Annotated in this window: 15 protein-coding genes; 9 read left to right on the forward strand and 6 right to left on the reverse strand. The window is 68.4% G+C overall.

What is annotated here, in order from left to right:
* Positions 1-759, forward strand: a complete 759-nt coding sequence (locus tag DI276_RS33560; protein ID WP_112270848.1) for an SDR family oxidoreductase — start codon at positions 1-3, stop codon at positions 757-759.
* Positions 760-999: an HIT family protein gene (locus DI276_RS33565; protein ID WP_198681064.1), complete on the forward strand. Its 240-nt coding sequence runs from the start codon at positions 760-762 to the stop codon at positions 997-999. It abuts the gene before it with no gap.
* On the opposite strand, the gene DI276_RS33570 is transcribed toward DI276_RS33565, so the two are convergent.
* From DI276_RS33570 to DI276_RS33580, 3 genes are read right to left on the reverse strand one after another with little or no spacing between them, the layout of a single operon-like run.
* The gene (locus DI276_RS33570; protein WP_112270850.1) at positions 983-1786 is read right to left on the reverse strand and encodes an ABC transporter permease; all 804 of its coding nucleotides are present in this window, start codon (positions 1784-1786) and stop codon (positions 983-985) included. The genes DI276_RS33565 and DI276_RS33570 overlap by 17 nt on opposite strands.
* Positions 1783-2787, reverse strand: a complete 1005-nt coding sequence (locus tag DI276_RS33575; RefSeq protein WP_112270852.1) for an ABC transporter ATP-binding protein — start codon at positions 2785-2787, stop codon at positions 1783-1785. The genes DI276_RS33570 and DI276_RS33575 overlap by 4 nt, the downstream gene beginning before the upstream one ends.
* On the reverse strand, positions 2784-3863 hold the full coding sequence (locus DI276_RS33580) for a LolA family protein (RefSeq protein ID WP_112270855.1): 1080 nt from the start codon (positions 3861-3863) through the stop codon (positions 2784-2786). Before DI276_RS33580 ends, DI276_RS33575 begins: the two co-directional genes overlap by 4 nt.
* A gap of 544 nt (positions 3864-4407) precedes the next feature.
* Here DI276_RS33580 and DI276_RS33585 point away from each other — a divergent pair.
* The 3 genes from DI276_RS33585 to DI276_RS52570 are packed head-to-tail and all read left to right on the forward strand — an operon-like array spanning position 4408 to position 7160.
* A complete protein-coding gene (locus DI276_RS33585; protein ID WP_198681065.1) occupies positions 4408-5121 on the forward strand; it encodes a response regulator transcription factor in 714 nt (237 codons plus the stop codon).
* Positions 5118-6377 carry a sensor histidine kinase gene (locus DI276_RS33590; protein ID WP_112270859.1) on the forward strand — a complete coding sequence of 420 codons (1260 nt, stop codon included), beginning with the start codon at positions 5118-5120 and terminating at the stop codon, positions 6375-6377. The genes DI276_RS33585 and DI276_RS33590 overlap by 4 nt, the downstream gene beginning before the upstream one ends.
* 9 nt (positions 6378-6386) lie before the next feature.
* Complete coding sequence (locus DI276_RS52570) at positions 6387-7160, forward strand: (deoxy)nucleoside triphosphate pyrophosphohydrolase (RefSeq protein ID WP_232837091.1); 774 nt, start codon at positions 6387-6389, stop codon at positions 7158-7160.
* Here DI276_RS52570 and trpS read toward each other — a convergent pair.
* Entirely contained in the window at positions 7153-8076 is a 924-nt protein-coding gene (trpS, locus tag DI276_RS33600) for a tryptophan--tRNA ligase (protein WP_112270861.1), read from the reverse strand. The genes DI276_RS52570 and trpS overlap by 8 nt on opposite strands.
* 170 nt (positions 8077-8246) lie before the next feature.
* Here trpS and DI276_RS33605 point away from each other — a divergent pair, with 170 nt between their 5' ends.
* Positions 8247-8549, forward strand: a complete 303-nt coding sequence (locus tag DI276_RS33605; protein ID WP_112270863.1) for a YciI family protein — start codon at positions 8247-8249, stop codon at positions 8547-8549.
* On the opposite strand, the gene DI276_RS33610 is transcribed toward DI276_RS33605, so the two are convergent.
* The gene (locus DI276_RS33610) at positions 8546-9472 is read right to left on the reverse strand and encodes a S41 family peptidase (protein ID WP_112270865.1); all 927 of its coding nucleotides are present in this window, start codon (positions 9470-9472) and stop codon (positions 8546-8548) included. The two genes, DI276_RS33605 and DI276_RS33610, sit on opposite strands and share 4 nt — an antisense overlap.
* On the reverse strand, positions 9469-9624 hold the full coding sequence (locus tag DI276_RS51380) for a hypothetical protein (protein ID WP_162185756.1): 156 nt from the start codon (positions 9622-9624) through the stop codon (positions 9469-9471). The genes DI276_RS33610 and DI276_RS51380 overlap by 4 nt, the downstream gene beginning before the upstream one ends.
* 166 nt (positions 9625-9790) lie before the next feature.
* On the opposite strand from DI276_RS51380, the gene typA reads away from it, so the two are divergent.
* The 3 genes from typA (at position 9791) to DI276_RS33625 (ending at position 16263) form a co-directional block, all read left to right on the forward strand.
* Positions 9791-11686, forward strand: coding sequence for a translational GTPase TypA (typA, locus tag DI276_RS33615; RefSeq protein WP_112270867.1), 1896 nt, complete (start codon positions 9791-9793; stop codon positions 11684-11686).
* A gap of 820 nt (positions 11687-12506) precedes the next feature.
* Positions 12507-14183 (forward strand): ABC transporter family substrate-binding protein, encoded by a 1677-nt coding sequence (locus DI276_RS33620; RefSeq protein WP_112270870.1) that lies wholly within the window; start codon positions 12507-12509, stop codon positions 14181-14183.
* A 301-nt stretch (positions 14184-14484) separates the two neighbouring features.
* Entirely contained in the window at positions 14485-16263 is a 1779-nt protein-coding gene (locus tag DI276_RS33625) for an ABC transporter family substrate-binding protein (RefSeq protein ID WP_112271468.1), read from the forward strand.
* Positions 16264-16320 lie beyond the last annotated feature (57 nt).

A 16320-nucleotide genomic window follows, 5' to 3' on the forward strand; every position in this document is an offset into this window, starting at 1 on the left:
ATGGGACATCTTGAAGGGCGAGTCGCGCTCGTCACCGGAGTGAGCAGGCGGCAGGGAATCGGGTACGCGATCGCGTCCCGGCTGGCGGGGATGGGCGCTGACCTGTTCGTGCAGCACCACGTGACGCACGATGCCGCGCAGCCGTGGGGCGCCGACTCGATCGACGAGGTGATCGACGGCATCGATGGTCGCGTGGAACACGTGGGCATGGATCTGACTGAGCCGGACGCGCCGGATCAGCTGGTCGCGGCGGCGGTCGAGGCGTACGGGCGAGTGGACATCCTGGTGTGCAACCACGCGCTCAGCGGGTCGGACGGTCCGTTGGGCGAGCTGGACGCGGCCAAGCTGGACCGCCACTACGCCGTTAACACGCGGTCGACCATCCTGCTGACGCAAGCGTTTGCCCGTCAGCACAACGGTGCGAAGGGCGGGCGGGTTGTGCTCATGACGTCCGGGCAGAACCTCGGGCCGATGCCGAACGAGGTCGCGTACGCGGCGGCGAAGGGCGCGCTGGTGGGGATCATGCCGACGTTGTCGCACCACCTGATCAGGCAGGGGATCACGATCAACGCCGTGAACCCCGGCCCGACCGACACCGGTTATGCGACCGGGGAGACGCACGAGTGGGTGCGGGAGCGGATGCCGCTGGGCCGCTGGGGCCAGCCGGACGACGCCGCCCGGCTGGTCTCGTGGCTCTGCACCGACGACGCCGAGTGGATCACTGGTCAGGTCGTCAACAGCGAGGGCGGCTTTCGTTAGATGACACTGCACGAGCCCGCCGTGGCGATGCGGGCCGCGTACGGATGTAACGGCATCTCGACCCGTCAGCACAACGAGCCCGCCGGTGGTCAGGACGCGTGGCACTACCACTTCCACGTCTTTCCCCGGTACCACGGCGACGACCTCTACGGGTCGAAGCCGCTACCGCGGTTCGCCACCGGCGAGCAGCGTTGGCCTCACGTCGAGAAGTTGCGCGCTCGGCTCAGCTGTCCTTCGTGATCAGGCGCATCGCCGCGAGGCCCGTGCCGATCAGCAGGTAGCAGCCCGCGAGCAGCGTGCTGTCCCAGATCTGGCCGGTCGGGATCGGGTCTCGCATCACGTCGATCAGGCCCGGGAACCCGGTCGTGATCAGGAACGGGTGCAGCCAGTCGAGCGACGAGAACTGCCCCAGCACCTGGAACACGATGATCGTCGTCATCGTCGCCGCCTGCACCACCAGCGGGTGCTCGGTGGTCGCGGAGACGGCGAGGGCGACCGCGCCGATCGACACCATCTGGAACGTCACCAGGATGATGAACAACGCGATGCGCAGCAGGCCTTCTCCGGTGGTCAGCGTGGTGCCGGAGAGGGTCATCATGCCGTTGGTGCCGAGGAACGCGGTGCCGGCGATGATGCCCACGACCGCCATCAGCGTGACGGCGAAGAGCGACATCGCGGTGAGCCCGAACAGCTTCACGAACAGCAGCCGCACCCGTGACACCGGCGCCACCAGCAGGCCGCGCAAGGTGCCATGCTGCGCCTCGCCCGCGAGTCCGTCGGCCGCCCAGATCGACGCCACCAGCGGCAGCAGCAGGTTGAGCGACAGGAACAGCGTGAAGATCGGCACGACCATGCCGTTGCCCTGCAGGATCGCGCCGAGCCCAGGCGGCCCGTCGCTGCCCTCACCGGCGGTCCAGATGCCGAAGCTGATGATGATCGGCACGAGGACGAGCCCGAACAGGCCGATGATGGTCCGCGGGCGGCGCAGCATCCACCGCACCTCGGAACCGAACTGACGCGTGATCATCGCGGTCCCCCGTCCAGTGTGTCCACAGCGGACATTCCGCGCTCGGCCTCTTCGGCCTCGGTGAGCCGGGCGAACAGCTCCTCCAAGCCCGTCTTCCACCGGGTCGCCTCGTAGATCCCGACGCCGGCCTTGACCAGCGTCTCGATCACCTGCGGCGCGGACGTCCCGGCGAGCTCGACCCGGAGGCCGTCGCCGAGCGGTCGTCCGGAGATCTTGGCGCTGCGCAATGCGCTGAGCGCGATCTCGACGTCCGGGGTGATGACCTGGAGCGCCGACCCGCCCGCCTGCAGCAGCTCGGTCAGTTCGCCCTGCGCCACCACGGTGCCGCGGTGCAGCACGGCGACGTGCGTGCAGGTGGCCTCGACCTCGCTCAGCAGGTGGCTGGAGACGAGGACGGTGCTGCCTGCCGCGTGCAGCTCGGCGATGATCTTGCGGATCTCCCGCGTGCCGGCCGGGTCGAGGCCGTTGGTCGGCTCGTCGAGCACGACCAGCTTGCGCGGCACGAGCAACGCCGCGGCCAGGCCGAGACGTTGCTTCATGCCGAGCGAGTACCCCCGGTACCTGCGGTGGGCCGCCTGCGCGAGCCCGACGCGTTCGAGCGCGTCCTCGACAGCCTGCTTGATGTTGCGCTTCTCGAGGAGCGGCTCGAACGCGGCACACCTGATGAGGTTCTCCCGGCCACTCAGGAACGGGTGGAACCCCGGACCCTCGACCAGCGCGCCCACGTGCGGCAGCGCCTGCTCGGCCCCGTCCGGCAGGGGTTTGCCGAGGAGCTCGATCTCCCCCTGCGTCGGCCGCACCAACCCGAGCAGCATCCGGATCGTGGTCGTCTTGCCCGACCCGTTGGGGCCGAGCATGCCGAGCACAGCACCTTCCGGCAGCTCGAGGTCGACGCGGTCGACCGCGACCGTGCTCCCGTACTCCTTGCGCAGACCCTTGGTCCGCGCGGCGACGACGGTGGCTTTCTCCGTCGTCACCGGCGCGCTGGTCGAGGTGGTCACTTCACCTGTCCGATCGTGTCGAACAGCACCTGCTCGGGGACGGCACCGGCGACAACCCGGCCGTCGTCCGCGATCAGGATCGTGGCGACCTTGGTGGTGAACAGCTTGCCGCTGCCCCAGCTACCGCTGACCTTCTTGGTGAACCGGTCGACCAGCCCCTGCGCCTCGGCAGGCACCTGCGTCATGGCCTCGGCAGGAATCCTCCCGCCGATCACCGTGTCCCAGCCCGTGCCGAAGAGCTGCGGGTCCTCACCCTGCAGGGCTGCTTCCAGGCCTGCTTCCGGCAGCTTCTCGCGGGCCTCGGCCTCCTTGGCCTCCGGCGTGGTGACCTTGGCGTTGGCGGGCGGGGTGAACTCGAACAGCTTCGGGTCCTGCGGGCCGACGTTGATGCTGCTGAAGCCCACGGTGCCGGCCGGCTCGGCCGCGCCGTTGGTCAGGACGGCGACCCTGAGCGGCATCTTGAGCTCGGAGTCGACCGCGATCCTGACCTCTCGGACCAGCGTCTTCTCGCTGGCCTTCGGGGTCAGGACGAGTTCGTAGGCGGCGCGGTTGGCGACCCTTGCGGTGCCGTCGACCGTGATGTCGCTGAACTCCTTGGTCTGGGTGACGATCTCCTTGGCCGCGGTGGCCGGATCGACTGCCTTCTGCTCCTGGGCCTGTTCCTTGTCCGGGCGCGGGTCAGCCTTGTGCTCGGACTTCGTGACCTCGTTGTCCTGCGAGTTCCAGGACCAGGTGGTCTTGCCGTCGTCGACGATGGTCTGCTCGGACTGGCCGTTCGGCAGGGCGAGGCGGAGCTTGCCGTTGCCGTCGGTCCAGATCCTGGCGCTGTGCTTGCCGTCTGCGAGCTGCGGGATCTCCGAGATGGCCGGGAGTCCGAGCTTGTTGTCGACTTCCACCGTGCCGCCGAATGCGGCTGGTTTTGCGGTCAGGACCTGCTCCACCAGGGTTTCTGCGGAGACGGCCGGTAGGGATGGCGGCTGGCCTGCGCCTGCTGGCATGGCCAGCAGGCTGAGGCCTGCTGCGCCCGTGACCACACCGGCCGCTGCTGCGGCCAGGGTCACCTTTCGGTTGATCATTTCTGGTCCCCTCCTCCAAGGGCTTGTAGTTACAGCTTGGGGGCGGGTTGCTGAGATGGTGCTGAGACTAGTTCTCGGTGGGGGTTTGTGCTGGTTGCCGCCGTTCCGGCGGGGTCCGTTCGCCGTTCCGGCGTGGGCGCTTGGGGTCCGTAGGTCGTCCCCCTGTTGCGTCGGCGGCTGGCGGGTTGTTGTCCGTGCGGGGTCGCTTTGCGTGGGTGGCGTTCCGGTTTCGTAGCGTTCCCCAGTTGCTTAGGGCGGGTTGCTGTTGCGTGCTTCCCCTTGGGAGGCGCCGCCCCCAAACCCCGCCAATCTGATCTGGGGGTACCACGCCGCTCTTGGGCTGATGGCACGCCTGTTGCTTTGGGCGGCTGCGCGCTACGTAGGTGGTGCCGCCCGCACCGCGTTTCAAGCGTTCAAGCGCCTCGGCTTCGCCTTCAGGTCGCCTCGCCTTCGGCCTCGGGGCTGATCTCCGCCTTCGGCGTGCTGGCGGGGGCTTGCTGAGAGTCGGCTGAGATCTTGCGGGCGGTGAAGCTGAGAGCGCGGCATGCTGTGCGGTGTGAAGCCTCGAGTGCTGGTCGTGGACGACGAAGTCGGCGTGCGCCGGGCGTTGGAGCGCGGGCTGGCGGCTGAAGGAATGGAAGTTGTCACGGCCGCTGACGGGCCCACGGCCCTCAGGGTGGCGTTGACCGGGGCCTTTGACGTGGTGCTGTTGGACATCATGTTGCCCGGGTTGTCGGGGTATCGGGTGTTGCAGCGCATGCGGGCCGACGGGGTGCGGACACCGGTGTTGATGGTGTCGGCGAAGGACGGGGAGATCGACCAGGCGGACGGGCTGGATCTGGGGGCCGACGGGTACCTGGTCAAGCCGTTCAGCTTTGTGGTGTTGGTGGCGCAGGTTCGGGCGTTGTTGAGAAGAGGTGGAGGGGCGCGGCGGAAGTTGACCTTGGGGAACCTCGTGATCGATCGGGGGCTTCGGGAGGTCAGCTGGGCAGGGCAGGACGTGTCGTTGAGTCCTCGGGAGTACGCGGTGTTGGACGTGTTGGCGTCCAGGGCTGGGTCGGTGGTCACCAAGGACGAGTTGTTGCGGACTGTTTGGGGGGACGAGCAGGCTGCGACGCGGAATGCGGTTGAGGTTTACGTGGGGTACCTCAGGCGCAAGCTGGAGGCGGTGGGGGCCGGGGAAGTGGTGCGGACGATCCGCGGGCACGGATACATAGCGTCTACTCCGGATCTGGACAGTGCCTTGGGGAACAAGTGAACCCTCGCCGCTGGTGGTTTCGGCGGACGTTGCGCTTCCGGATCACCGTGGTGGCCACCGGGGTGGCGTTGTTGTGCCTGCTGGCGTTCACCGGGCTGGCGCCTGCGTTGATCGGGCTCATCCAGATCACCGCGGTGGACCAGGAGTTGGAGAAGCAGCCGCCGCGGTTGCTGGATGTCGCTGGCGTGCCGGTGGACGGGGGGCCTGCGCTTCCGTTGACGGCGCAAGATATTCGGACGCTCCGGAGTGGACAGCCGGTGTTGCGGCTCGAGGGGGAGTCGGCGCATCGGTGGCGGGGGCGGGTGGTGTTCGCGGGGGACGGGACGCCTCGGTTGGAGGTGTACGGGAGCACCTTGCTCGGGTACGAGAACGCCAACACGTTGGGGACGCGGTGGTTGGCGGTTGCGGCCGTGTTGGTGGCCGGGTTGGTGGGGATCGCTACTTGGCTGGCGGTGCGGTCGTCGTTGCGGCCCGTGGAGCGGATGCGGGTTGCTGCTGGAGAGTTGCCGCACGGGCAGCGGTTGCCGGTGCCGCCGTCGCGGGACGAGTTGCAGGCGTTGGCCGAGGCGTTGAACGCGTTGCTGACGCGCAGGGATGAGGCGTCGGATCGGTTGCGGCGGTTCACCGGGGACGCGGCGCACGAGTTGCGGTCGCCGGTGGCGTCGGTGCGGGCGCAGGCTGAGGTGGCGGTGGCGCATCCGGATCCGGACTTCTCCATCGAGGTGCTGGAGTCGGTGGTCGAGGAGTCGATCAGGCTCAGTGCGCTGGTGGACGCGCTGTTGATTTTGGCCAGGGCAGATACGGGGGCGCCGCCGCGGGCCGAGGCGGTGGATTTGGTGCTGGAGGCCGAGGCGGCGATGTCGCGGCTCGACACCGAGTTGTTGGTGCGGTTGAACGCGCCGCCGTCGGCGTGTCTGGTCAGCGCCACCAAGTCTGAGGTTGAGCTGGTGCTGGACAACCTCATGCGGAACGCGGCTCGGTATGCCTACTCGACGATCACGGTGACGTTGGTGCCAGTGGGGCGGGACGTTCGGTTGCTCGTGGACGATGACGGGCACGGGATTCCCGTTGAGCATCGGACGAAGGTGTTCGACCGGTTCTACCGGGTTGACGAGGATCGGGGGCGGCAGACGGGCGGCTTCGGGCTGGGGCTCGCGTTGGTGGCGCATCTCGTGCAGCGGCGGGGCGGGTCGGTTCGGGCGGCGGAATCACCTGCTGGTGGTGCGCGTTTGGAGATTCACTGGCCGTCCTGGTAGTCAACGGTGGTGCCAGAGTTGCGAGCGTCGGCGCTGGTCGACGCGCCTGTTGCCGCTGTTGCCGGTGCCCTGCTGGAGACCTCGTTGATCACGGGGTTCGGCGTGAAGGTGCCGGGTGCCCTGCTGTGCCTCGGGGATGTGCTGACCGGGCCGTTCGGGGTCAAGCTGACGGTGACGCGGGCTGATCTGTCCGGGGTGTCTGCGGCCGGGGAGTTCTTGGAGCTGCACACGGATCTCGTGGTCACCGGAGCCGGGACGATGGTGGTCGACCGGGTGAGCTGGACGACCGTGGGCGGCGTGGTCGGGCGGTTCGCCGATGTCACGGTCGGGCGCGGGATGGCGTTGCGGGTGCTGGAGAAGCGGTCCGCGTTGCTGGCCGAGCGGTGCCGGCAGCTGAGCGAGGCCGGAGTTGTGGTGGGAGCCGCGATCGTCCGGGATGGACGGTTGCTGGCCCAGCAGCGGGCGTACCCGGAAAGCCATGCCGGGCAATGGGAACTGCCCGGTGGACGGGTGGAGGCCGGCGAGAAGCCGGAAGACGCGCTGGTGCGGGAGTGCGTGGAAGAGCTCGGCGTGTCCGTCGTGGTCGGTGAGCAGGTCGGGCCGGACGTGCCGCTGAAGCAGGATCTGGTGCTGCGGATCTACGTGGCCGAGCTCGGCGGCGGTGAGCCGGAAGCGTTGGAGCACAACGCTGTCCGGTGGCTCACCGCCGACGAGCTGCCCGGCGTGGACTGGTTGCCCGCCGACCGGGTGCTGGTACCTGCCCTTCAGGCTCTCCTCAACTGAGTCCGGACAGGCGCAGGGCCGCGTCGAGGCGGTGCTGGGCGCGGGCTTGAGCCCGTTCGGCGCCCGCCTTGCGGATGCGGTCCAGTTCCGCCGGGTCGGCGAGGAGCTCCAGCGTGCGGTCGCGCACCGGGCGGAGCTCCTCGATCACCGCTTCGGCCACGACGTTCTTGAGGTCCGCGAACCTGCTCGTGTAGTCCGCCGGCTCCTTGCCGGTGCAGGAGCCGAGGATCTCGGTCAGGTTCGCGATGCCCTCGGTCGACGACACGGCGCGACGGACCTTGCGGCGCACCAGGTCGGGGTCGTCCAGGACGAACACGACACCGGTGGAGCTCTGCGCGGACTTGTCCATCTTGCGCGTCGGGTCCGCCAGGTCCTTGATCCGCGCGCCCACCTTCGGCACGACGGCCGTGGGCACGATGAACGCCTCGCCGTAGGCGTTGTTGAAGCGGCGGGCGAGGGCTCTGGCCAGTTCGACGTGCTGGAGCTGGTCCTCGCCGACCGGGACCTCCGCGGTGCCCTGCAGCAGGATGTCCGCGGCCATCAGCACCGGGTAGGTGAGCAGGCTGAGGCGCACGGAATCACGGCCGAGCGACTTCTCCTTGAACTGGATCATGCGCGCGGCCTCGCCGTACGTGCAGGTGCACTCCAAGACCCAGTTGAGGGCTCCCAGCTCGCGGATCAGGTCGCTCTGGACGCAGGTGCTCTCCGGGTCGATGCCGCTCGCGATCAGCACGGCGAGCTGCTCGCGAGTCATCGATCGGAGACGTTGCGGATTGTGCGACGACGTCATCGCGTGCAGGTCGCTGATGAAATACACGTCTTCTGCCGTGCCCTCACGAGCCCACGTGCGCAGCGCCCCGAGGTAGTTGCCCAGGTGAACTTGGCCGGACGGGGTGATGGCGGACAAGCGGATCATGATCGTTGGTCCTCTCGTGAAGGACCGCCCAGACGAAACGCACAAAAAAGCCGCCCGTCTCGGGCGGCCTGTGATCGCGTTAGCGCACAGCTACTCCGGCCGCCTGAAGGCGGCCCACCAGAAGGCGTTCAGAGTGCGCACGATCACGAGTATAGGACTACCGTTGAAGGATGTTCATCGTGCTGCTGAAGTACGCCGCGCCACTGGAACAGATCGACTACGCCCTCCCCGACCACCGAGCGTGGGTCGAGAAGCAGTACGAGCGGGGTTTGTTCCTCGCCTCAGGGCGTCAGGTGCCGAGGACGGGCGGCGTGATCATCACGCGACCCATGCCCCGCGGCAAGCTCGAAGCGCTGCTCGCAACGGACCCGTGGGCCGAGCAGAAGCTGGTCAAGTACGAGATCTGCGAGTTCGAGGCGACTCGTACGGCGCCGGAGCTCATGAAGCTGAACGAGGCCGTGCTGCAGGGTTAGGGCCTCGAGCCGAGCCACTCGATCGCCGTGTTGAGCACGTCGCCGTTGCCGACGAGCTCGTCCGGGGCGATCGGGGTGTTGCCGTACGTCCTGCCGGTGCGGTCGGCCATGCGCGCCGTGGTGATCGCGAGCAGAGCGCCGTCCGGCAGATCGAAAGCGACATTGGCCGTCGCGAAGCCCGCGGTCGGCTCCCCGAAGCTGCGCGCGTGCGCAGCGCCGACGAACGAGATCAGCACCGCCTCACCCGAGCTCGCGGTCTGGCCGTCGACCAGCACCGCCACCGGTCCGCTGCCCGCGGCGGGCATCTTCACCTGCGGGAACGAGACCTCGTCGCGGTTGTAGACGTGACCGTCCCGGACGCCCCAGTCGCCCCAGACGCTGGTGGTGCCGTTCGCGCGGACGAACCTCCCCAGCCTGCCCTCACCCAGCAGCGGCGCGACCACCGTGAGCATCGGGAGCATGGCGCCGCCGCCGTTGCCGCGCAGGTCGACGACCCAGCTCTGCGGGCGTGCTGCGACGAGATCGCCCATCACCCGCCGACCGGCGTCGACGTAGGCCTCGCCGTCGTCCGTGGAGATCGCCGGGATCCGCAGGTAGGCGGTCGTGCCGATCATCCGGCCGTCCGGGACGGTGCTGATCGTGGACGGCGCGCCGCCGTTGGCTGAGGCGTGCAGCTGGGTGTGCGAGTTGCCGAGCATGGCGATCACGCGGTTGATTGCGCGATAGGTGTCGACGGGCCGTTGTGCGTGCGCGATGTCACGGTGAGCTTCGGCACGTAGTCGCGGCCAGTCGGCTTTCGGGCTCTCCATCGAGTACTGCTGCAGCAGGCCGAGGGCGGTGTCGAGGTACGCGCGGGGCTCGGAGACGGGTTCTCCCGCCGTCGCCGCCACCACCAGCAGAGCCAGGAACGCGTGCCGGATCACGCAGCCTTCTTGAGGGCCTTCTTGGCGGCCTTCGCGGCCTTCTTCGCGGCCTTCTTGCGGGCCTTGTCCCGCTCCTTGAGCAGGAAGGGCACCGGACACCGCTTGCACTGAGGCTTCGACCGGCAGCACTTCTTCTTGAGCTTCTTACCCACTGGTTGCACTCCACTCCGACACGTGTGGCTAGAGTAGGTGAGGCTCACTTCACTAGGCACTCTTGTGTGGTAATGCCGACGCAGCCGGTACTCTGGTGTACGGCTGTGCGCATTGACGTGTCCGGCGCGAGCCCCTCCAACGCCTTCGAAGCTCTAGGAGTTCTGCGTGCCCACGGCCACCGCGCCTGCCCTTCAGACGCGCACTGACCTGCGCAATGTCGCGATCGTCGCGCACGTCGACCACGGCAAGACCACGCTGGTCGACGCCATGCTGCGCCAGTCCGGCGCCTTCTCCGCGCGTGCCGAGCTGGTCGACCGGGTCATGGACTCCGGCGAGCTCGAGCGTGAGAAGGGCATCACGATCCTCGCCAAGAACACGGCTGTGCGCAGGCACACGCCGGACGGCGACGTGATCATCAACGTCGTCGACACCCCCGGCCACGCCGACTTCGGTGGCGAGGTCGAACGCGCGCTGTCGATGGTGGACGGTGTCGTGCTGCTCGTCGACGCCTCTGAGGGCCCGCTGCCCCAGACGCGCTTCGTGCTGCGCAAGACCCTGGCCGCCGGTCTGCCGGTGATCCTGCTGGTCAACAAGGTCGACCGCCCCGACGCCCGGATCTCCGAGGTCGTCGAGGAGGCCCACGACCTGCTGCTGGACCTCGCGACCGAGGTCGGCGCCGACGAGTCCGTGCTGGACCTGCCGGTCGTCTACGCCTCCGCGCGCGCCGGCCGTGCCTCGCTGACCCAGCCCGAGGACGGCGGCCTGCCGGACGAGGAGAACCTCGACACCCTGTTCCAGGTGCTGCTCGAGCACATCCCGGCCCCGACCGTCGACGTCGACGGCCCGCTGCAGGCGCTCGTCACGAACCTCGACGCCTCGACGTTCCTCGGCCGCATCGCGCTGTGCCGCATCCACCGGGGCACGCTGCGCAAGGGCGAGACCGTGGCGTGGTGCCGCGAGGACGGCGAGCCGCAGAAGGTCCGCATCACCGAGCTCCTCATCACCGAGGCTCTCGACCGCATTCCCGCCGAGGTCGCTCGCGCGGGTGACCTGGTCGCCATCGCCGGCATCGCGGACATCACCATCGGCGACACGCTGGCCGACGCCGAGACCCCCGAGGCGCTGCCCCGGATCACGGTCGACCAGCCGGCCATCTCGATGACCGTCGGTGTGAACACCTCGCCCCTGGCCGGTCGCAACGGTGGCACCAAGCTCACCGCCCGCGTGCTCAAGGCGCGCCTCGACGCCGAACTCGTCGGCAACGTCTCCGTGAAGGTCCTGCCGACCGAGCGCCCGGACACCTGGGAGGTGCAGGGCCGCGGCGAGCTGGCGCTGGCCATCCTGGTCGAGCAGATGCGCCGCGAAGGCTTCGAGCTGACCGTGGGCAAGCCCCAGGTCGTCACGCACGTGGTCGACGGCAAGATCCACGAGCCGTTCGAGCGCCTGTCCGTCGACTGCCCCGAGGAGCACCTCGGCGCCGTCACGCAGCTGCTGGCCAACCGCAAGGGCCGCATGGAGAACATGTCGGGCCACGGCACCGGCCGCATCAAGCTCGACTACGTGGTCCCGTCGCGCGGCCTCATCGGCTTCCGCACCGAGTTCCTGACCGAGACCCGCGGCACCGGCATCGCCAACGCCGTCTCCGAGGGCTACGCCCCCTGGGCCGGCGAGATCCGCACCCGCCACAACGGCTCCCTGGTCGCCGACCGCACCGGCTCCATCACCGCCTACGCGATGATCCAGCTGGCCGACCGCGGCACGTTCTTCGTGGAGCCGGGCGCCGACGCCTACGAGGGCATGGTGGTGGGCGAGAACCCGCGCGCCGAGGACCTCGACGTCAACATCACCCGCGAGAAGAAGCTCACGAACATGCGCTCCTCCACGGCCGACGTGATGGAGACGCTGGCCCGCCCCCGCAAGCTCTCGCTGGAGGAGGCCCTGGAGTTCTGCGCCTCCGACGAGTGCGTGGAGGTGGCCCCGGAGGTCATCCGCGTCCGCAAGGTGACGCTGGACGCGAACCTGCGCGGCCGCGAGCGCTCGCGGTTGAAGCAGCGCGGCTGATCCACACACCGCACGCCTGACGGAAGGGCGGCTTGGCCGACGGCCTGGCCGCCCTTCGTCGTGTCCGGGGTGGGCCGTGAGCCGTGTGGTGGGCCCGTGGCGTGCCGGCGGGGCGCGGGCCGTGCGAATGGTGGGCCGTGGCGTACCGGTGAGGTGCTGCCGCCCGCGTGGTGAGCCCACGGCGTACTGGGCGAGGCGCGAGCTGCGTGGTGGGCCCGTGGCGTGCCGGTGAGGCGCGGGCAGCCCGCACGGCGAGCCCATGGCTACCGGCGAGGCACGGCCAGCCCGCACGGTGAGCGTGGCGCACCGATGAGGCAGCGGGCCCGAGTTGGTGACTATCGGCAGCTGGCTCAGATGTCGGCGGTACCCGTTGACGCCTTTCCGAGAGCGCGCCACGAGGTTTCCTTCTGTATCTCGCGAAGCCGAGCCGATGTTCCTATGGCAACGCGGGCCGAAGGCGCCCCGTGTGGCGGTGCGGAGCGAGCCGGACAGGGCTGTCCCAACGCGGACCAGCGGTAATGACCGCAGCCCGACCACCCGAACGCAACCCCGCACGCGATCGTCGCGAAGCGGCGATGACGCAACCAAAGCCCGTAAGGCCACCCACGCAACCACGCTGGAAGGCGACCAAACCGCACCAGCAGAGCCCCCGCTGGAAGCGGAACCGACCCAAAACAGCCCGAACCGCCACCCAGGGTGAGCCGTACTACCCACCGTGCCGAGCAACCCACCCCCACAGCCCAACGTCCCCCAAGTGGCGCGGGTGACAAAACCTGGGTTGCCCGAACACCGCCACCACCCTTCTGGCAATGTGAGGACCATGAGGCGACTCGGGGGAGTGCTTGCTGCTGCCGTCCTGTGCGGCACCGCAGCGACCACTGCCGCGTGCACGAACGCGCCACCGCCTCCCCTGGTCCCCAAGAGCGAAGCCCCGGTCATCACCACCACGGGCCCCAAGGTCGCCGAGATCGTGGTGGGCGTCGACGACGTGGCGGGCGGTTACAACCCGCACTCGCTGGCGGCGCAGAGCCCCATCACCACGGCGCTGAGCTCCCTCCTGCTGCCCAGCCCGTTCCGCCCAGGTCCGGACGGCGCGCCGCAGCTCGACCGCAACCTCATGGTCAGCGCCAAGGTCACCAAGGCCGAGCCGTTCACGGTGACGTACACCATCCGCAAGGACGCGAGCTGGTCCGACAGCGCCCCGATCGCCGCCGAGGACTTCTCCTACCTCTGGCAGCGGATGCGTGCGGAGCCCGGCGTGGTCGACCCCGCGGGTTACCGGCTCATCAACAACATCTCCGCGCGGGAAGGCGGCAAGGTCGTCGAGGTGGCGTTCGGCAAGCCGTTCCCCGGCTGGCGCAGCCTCTTCGCGAACCTGCTGCCCGCGCATCTCCTCAAGGACGCGCCCGGTACCTGGTCGAACGTCCTGAGCACCGGCTTTCCCGCCACCGCCGGGCCGTTCCAGGTGCGCAGCCTCGACGAGCCGCGCGGTGAGGTCGTGCTCGAGCGCAGCGACCGGTACTGGGAGGTGCCGACCACGCTGGACCGGGTGGTGATCAGGCGGGCCACGCGCAGCGCCATGCTCGAGTCACTGTCCAAAGGGGACAACCAGGCGGCGCTGCTGCGGGCGGACGCCGCGGACGTCAACCTGTTGAAGGCGATCAAGGGTTTGACCACGAAACCCGTGCCGCGCAACGAGGTTGTGCAGGTCCTCCTCAGGCCTGTGAGCGACCAGCTCAAGGACCTCAAGACGCGCAAGGCGATCATCGCCGCGCTGGACCGCGACGCGCTCATCGCGTCCGGCGTGCAGAGCGGGCCGTCGGCCGAGTTCAAGGCCGACTCGTACGTGGTCCCGCCGAGCCGCACCGGTTACCAGGCGACGATCCAGGGCAACACGCTCGACCCCGCGGCGAGCGACCAGCAGCTCGCCGAGGCCGGGTACGCGAAGAACGCGCAGAACTTCTGGGAGAAGGCGGGCAAACCGCTCAAGCTGAAGATCGCCGCACCGGAGAAGGCCGAGCCGTACGTCTCCATCGCGAACCGGATCAAGGCGCAGCTCGGGCAACGCGGGATCGACTCCGAGGTCGTCACGCCGGCCGCCGAGGAGCTCTTCAGCAAGCAGCTGCTCGAGAAGGACGTCGACATCGCGGTGGTGCCGCGCGTTGACGCCGGTGACTCGGCGGCGGGGCTCGCGAGTGCGTACGGGTGTGTCGGCGACGCGCCGGACGGGGCCACGCCCAGTCCGCAGAACCCGGCCGGCTTCTGCGACCCGGCGATCCAGGCCGACATCGACGCCGCGCTCAACGGCAAGGTGCTCCTCAGCGACGCGCTGCGGCGGGTCGAGCCGCAGATTCAGGCACAGGCTGTTGCGTTGCCGTTGTTCCAGGTAGTCGACCTTCTTGGTGTGCTGCCAACCAAGGTGTCCGGGGTGGACACCGGTGCTCCGCTGGCCGGCGTGCTGAGCGGCGCACCCGAATGGCGCCGGCTCGACAAGTGACCGCTGAGCGGAAAATGCGTTGCGGGGCAGGTTCGGTCGTTGCTACTTTCGGCCGCCGTCGTTGACAGAATTTCAAGTGCCCGGTCAACGAACGCTTCCGCCCGGTAATCGGGCCATTGCGGCGCGCTACAACCTGTTTCCTTTGGGTCACGATCGCCCACTCAGGTAGTGACCGCCACCTCCACGGGTTCTTACCGTGCTGCCCACGATGTGCCGGTTCGGGGCGCGTATGGCACATCTCGGTTATGGGCGTGCATGCCGACCTGGCCACGGCCGCCCAGTGCTAGGAGGGCACGTGTCGATGAGGAGAACCAAAGCACTTCCGGCGATCGCGCTGATTTCCAGCGTGTCTCTCGTGCTGGGTGCCTGTGGTGGCGGTGGCGGTAGCAACAACTCCGATGGTGGCGACGCCACCATCGCGGAGATGGCGACCGCCCGCGGTGAGTCCGGGAACGGATACACCGCGCCGGACACCAAGGAAAGCGATCAGGTCGTGGTGTCGACGGACAAACCGTTCACCTCGTACAACAACGCGACCGAGGACGCGAACCAGTCCTACAACACGTTCGCGCTGGTTCTCGTGCAGCCGGGTACGCACATCATCAACGGCAACAACAAGGTCATCCTGAACAAGGACACGACCGAGTCGGTCGAGGTCACCTCGAAGTCGCCGCAGATCGTGACCTGGAAGCTCAAGAAGGGCGTCACCTGGTCCGACGGCGAGGCCTGGGACTGCGACGACCTGTACATGTCGTGGTTCACCCAGAGCGGCCAGGCGAAGAAGGCCGACGGCGGCAAGTTCTTCAAGCCGGCCGGTGGCACGGGCTACGACCTGATGACCGCCGAGTGCAAGGACGACCAGACGCTGGTCGGCACCTTCAGCGAGCCGTACCCGGACTACGAGGACCTGTTCAACACGGACATCCTCCCGGCACACATCCTGGAGAAGGCGACGGGCGTCGCCGACATCACCAAGCTCAAGAAGGACAGCCCGGCCGCCGACATCCAGAAGGTCGCCGACTTCTGGAACGAGAAGTGGAACGGCTTCACCAAGGAGCTCATGCCGGGTGCGGGCCCGTACATGCTGACCGCCTTCGAGCCGAACCAGTCGGTGACGCTGGAGCGCAACCCCAAGTGGGTGGGCAAGCCCGGTGGTCCCAAGAAGATCATCCTGAAGGCGATCCCGGACCCCGTCGCGCAGGCACAGGCGCTGGAGAACGGTGAGGTCGCCGTCAACTCCATGGCCCAGCCCGACGCGAACGCCGCGACGAAGCTCAAGGGCCTGAGCGCTCAGGGCATCACGTTCGGCGCGGGCCCCGGCCTCGCGTTCGAGCACCTGGACATCCAGATGAAGAACCCGGTGCTGTCCAAGGAAGAGATCCGCAAGGCGTTCTTCATGTGCGTCAAGCGCCAGGACATCATCGACAAGCTCATCACCGAGGTGCAGCCCGACGCCAAGCCGCTGGGCAACCTGCTCTTCTTCCCGAAGGACGAGGGCTACAAGGACAACTACGCCGAGAAGGCCAAGGGTGACCCGGCCGCGGCGAAGAAGATCCTGAGCGACGCGGGCTGGACGCAGGGTGCCGACGGCGTGTTCGCGAAGGACGGCGTGCGCGCCTCCTTCCGGATCAGCCACACCGACATCCCGCGCCGCAAGCAGACCGTCGAGCTGATCCAGGGCCAGTGCAAGGAAGCCGGCATCGAGGTCAAGGACGACACCGACTCCAACTTCCTGGACGAGCGCGTCTCCAACGGTGACTACGACGTCGCGCTGTTCGCGTGGACCGGCTCGCCGTTCAAGAGCCCGAAGAAGTCGATCTACGAGACCGGTGGCGGCCAGAACTGGTCCAACTGGAGCGTTCCGAAGACCGACGCGGCTCTGAAGAGCGCTGTCTCGCAGACGTCGATCGCCGACTCGCTGAAGTACTTCGCCGAGGCGGACGAGGCGTTTGCCGAGCAGTACCTGTCGCTCCCGCTGTTCCAGATGCCGAACATGTGGGCGTTCAAGGGGCTCGACCGCGTGTACTTCCAGAGCTACTTCGGTGCGCTGTGGAACGCCAACGAGTGGCAGACCAAGTAACCGCGACAGCTGAAGTGCGCAACGCCTGACCGGGCGGGGCCGGACCACGAGTCCGGC

Source organism: Lentzea terrae, assembly GCF_003265345.1.
Classification (GTDB): Bacteria; Actinomycetota; Actinomycetes; order Mycobacteriales; family Pseudonocardiaceae; genus Lentzea; species Lentzea terrae.

Excerpts from the sequence above, each read along its gene's own strand:
- DI276_RS33560 (WP_112270848.1), top strand. The coding sequence starts at position 1 with ATGGGACATCTTGAAGGGCGAGTCGCGCTCGTCACCGGAGTGAGCAGG.
- DI276_RS33565 (WP_198681064.1), top strand. The coding sequence starts at position 760 with ATGACACTGCACGAGCCCGCCGTGGCGATGCGGGCCGCGTACGGATGT.
- DI276_RS33570 (WP_112270850.1), bottom strand. The coding sequence starts at position 1,786 with ATGATCACGCGTCAGTTCGGTTCCGAGGTGCGGTGGATGCTGCGCCGC.
- DI276_RS33580 (WP_112270855.1), bottom strand. The coding sequence starts at position 3,863 with ATGATCAACCGAAAGGTGACCCTGGCCGCAGCAGCGGCCGGTGTGGTC.
- DI276_RS33585 (WP_198681065.1), top strand. The coding sequence starts at position 4,408 with ATGCTGTGCGGTGTGAAGCCTCGAGTGCTGGTCGTGGACGACGAAGTC.
- trpS (WP_112270861.1), bottom strand. The coding sequence starts at position 8,076 with ATGATCCGCTTGTCCGCCATCACCCCGTCCGGCCAAGTTCACCTGGGC.
- DI276_RS33605 (WP_112270863.1), top strand. The coding sequence starts at position 8,247 with ATGTTCATCGTGCTGCTGAAGTACGCCGCGCCACTGGAACAGATCGAC.
- DI276_RS33620 (WP_112270870.1), top strand. The coding sequence starts at position 12,507 with ATGAGGCGACTCGGGGGAGTGCTTGCTGCTGCCGTCCTGTGCGGCACC.
- DI276_RS33625 (WP_112271468.1), top strand. The coding sequence starts at position 14,485 with ATGAGGAGAACCAAAGCACTTCCGGCGATCGCGCTGATTTCCAGCGTG.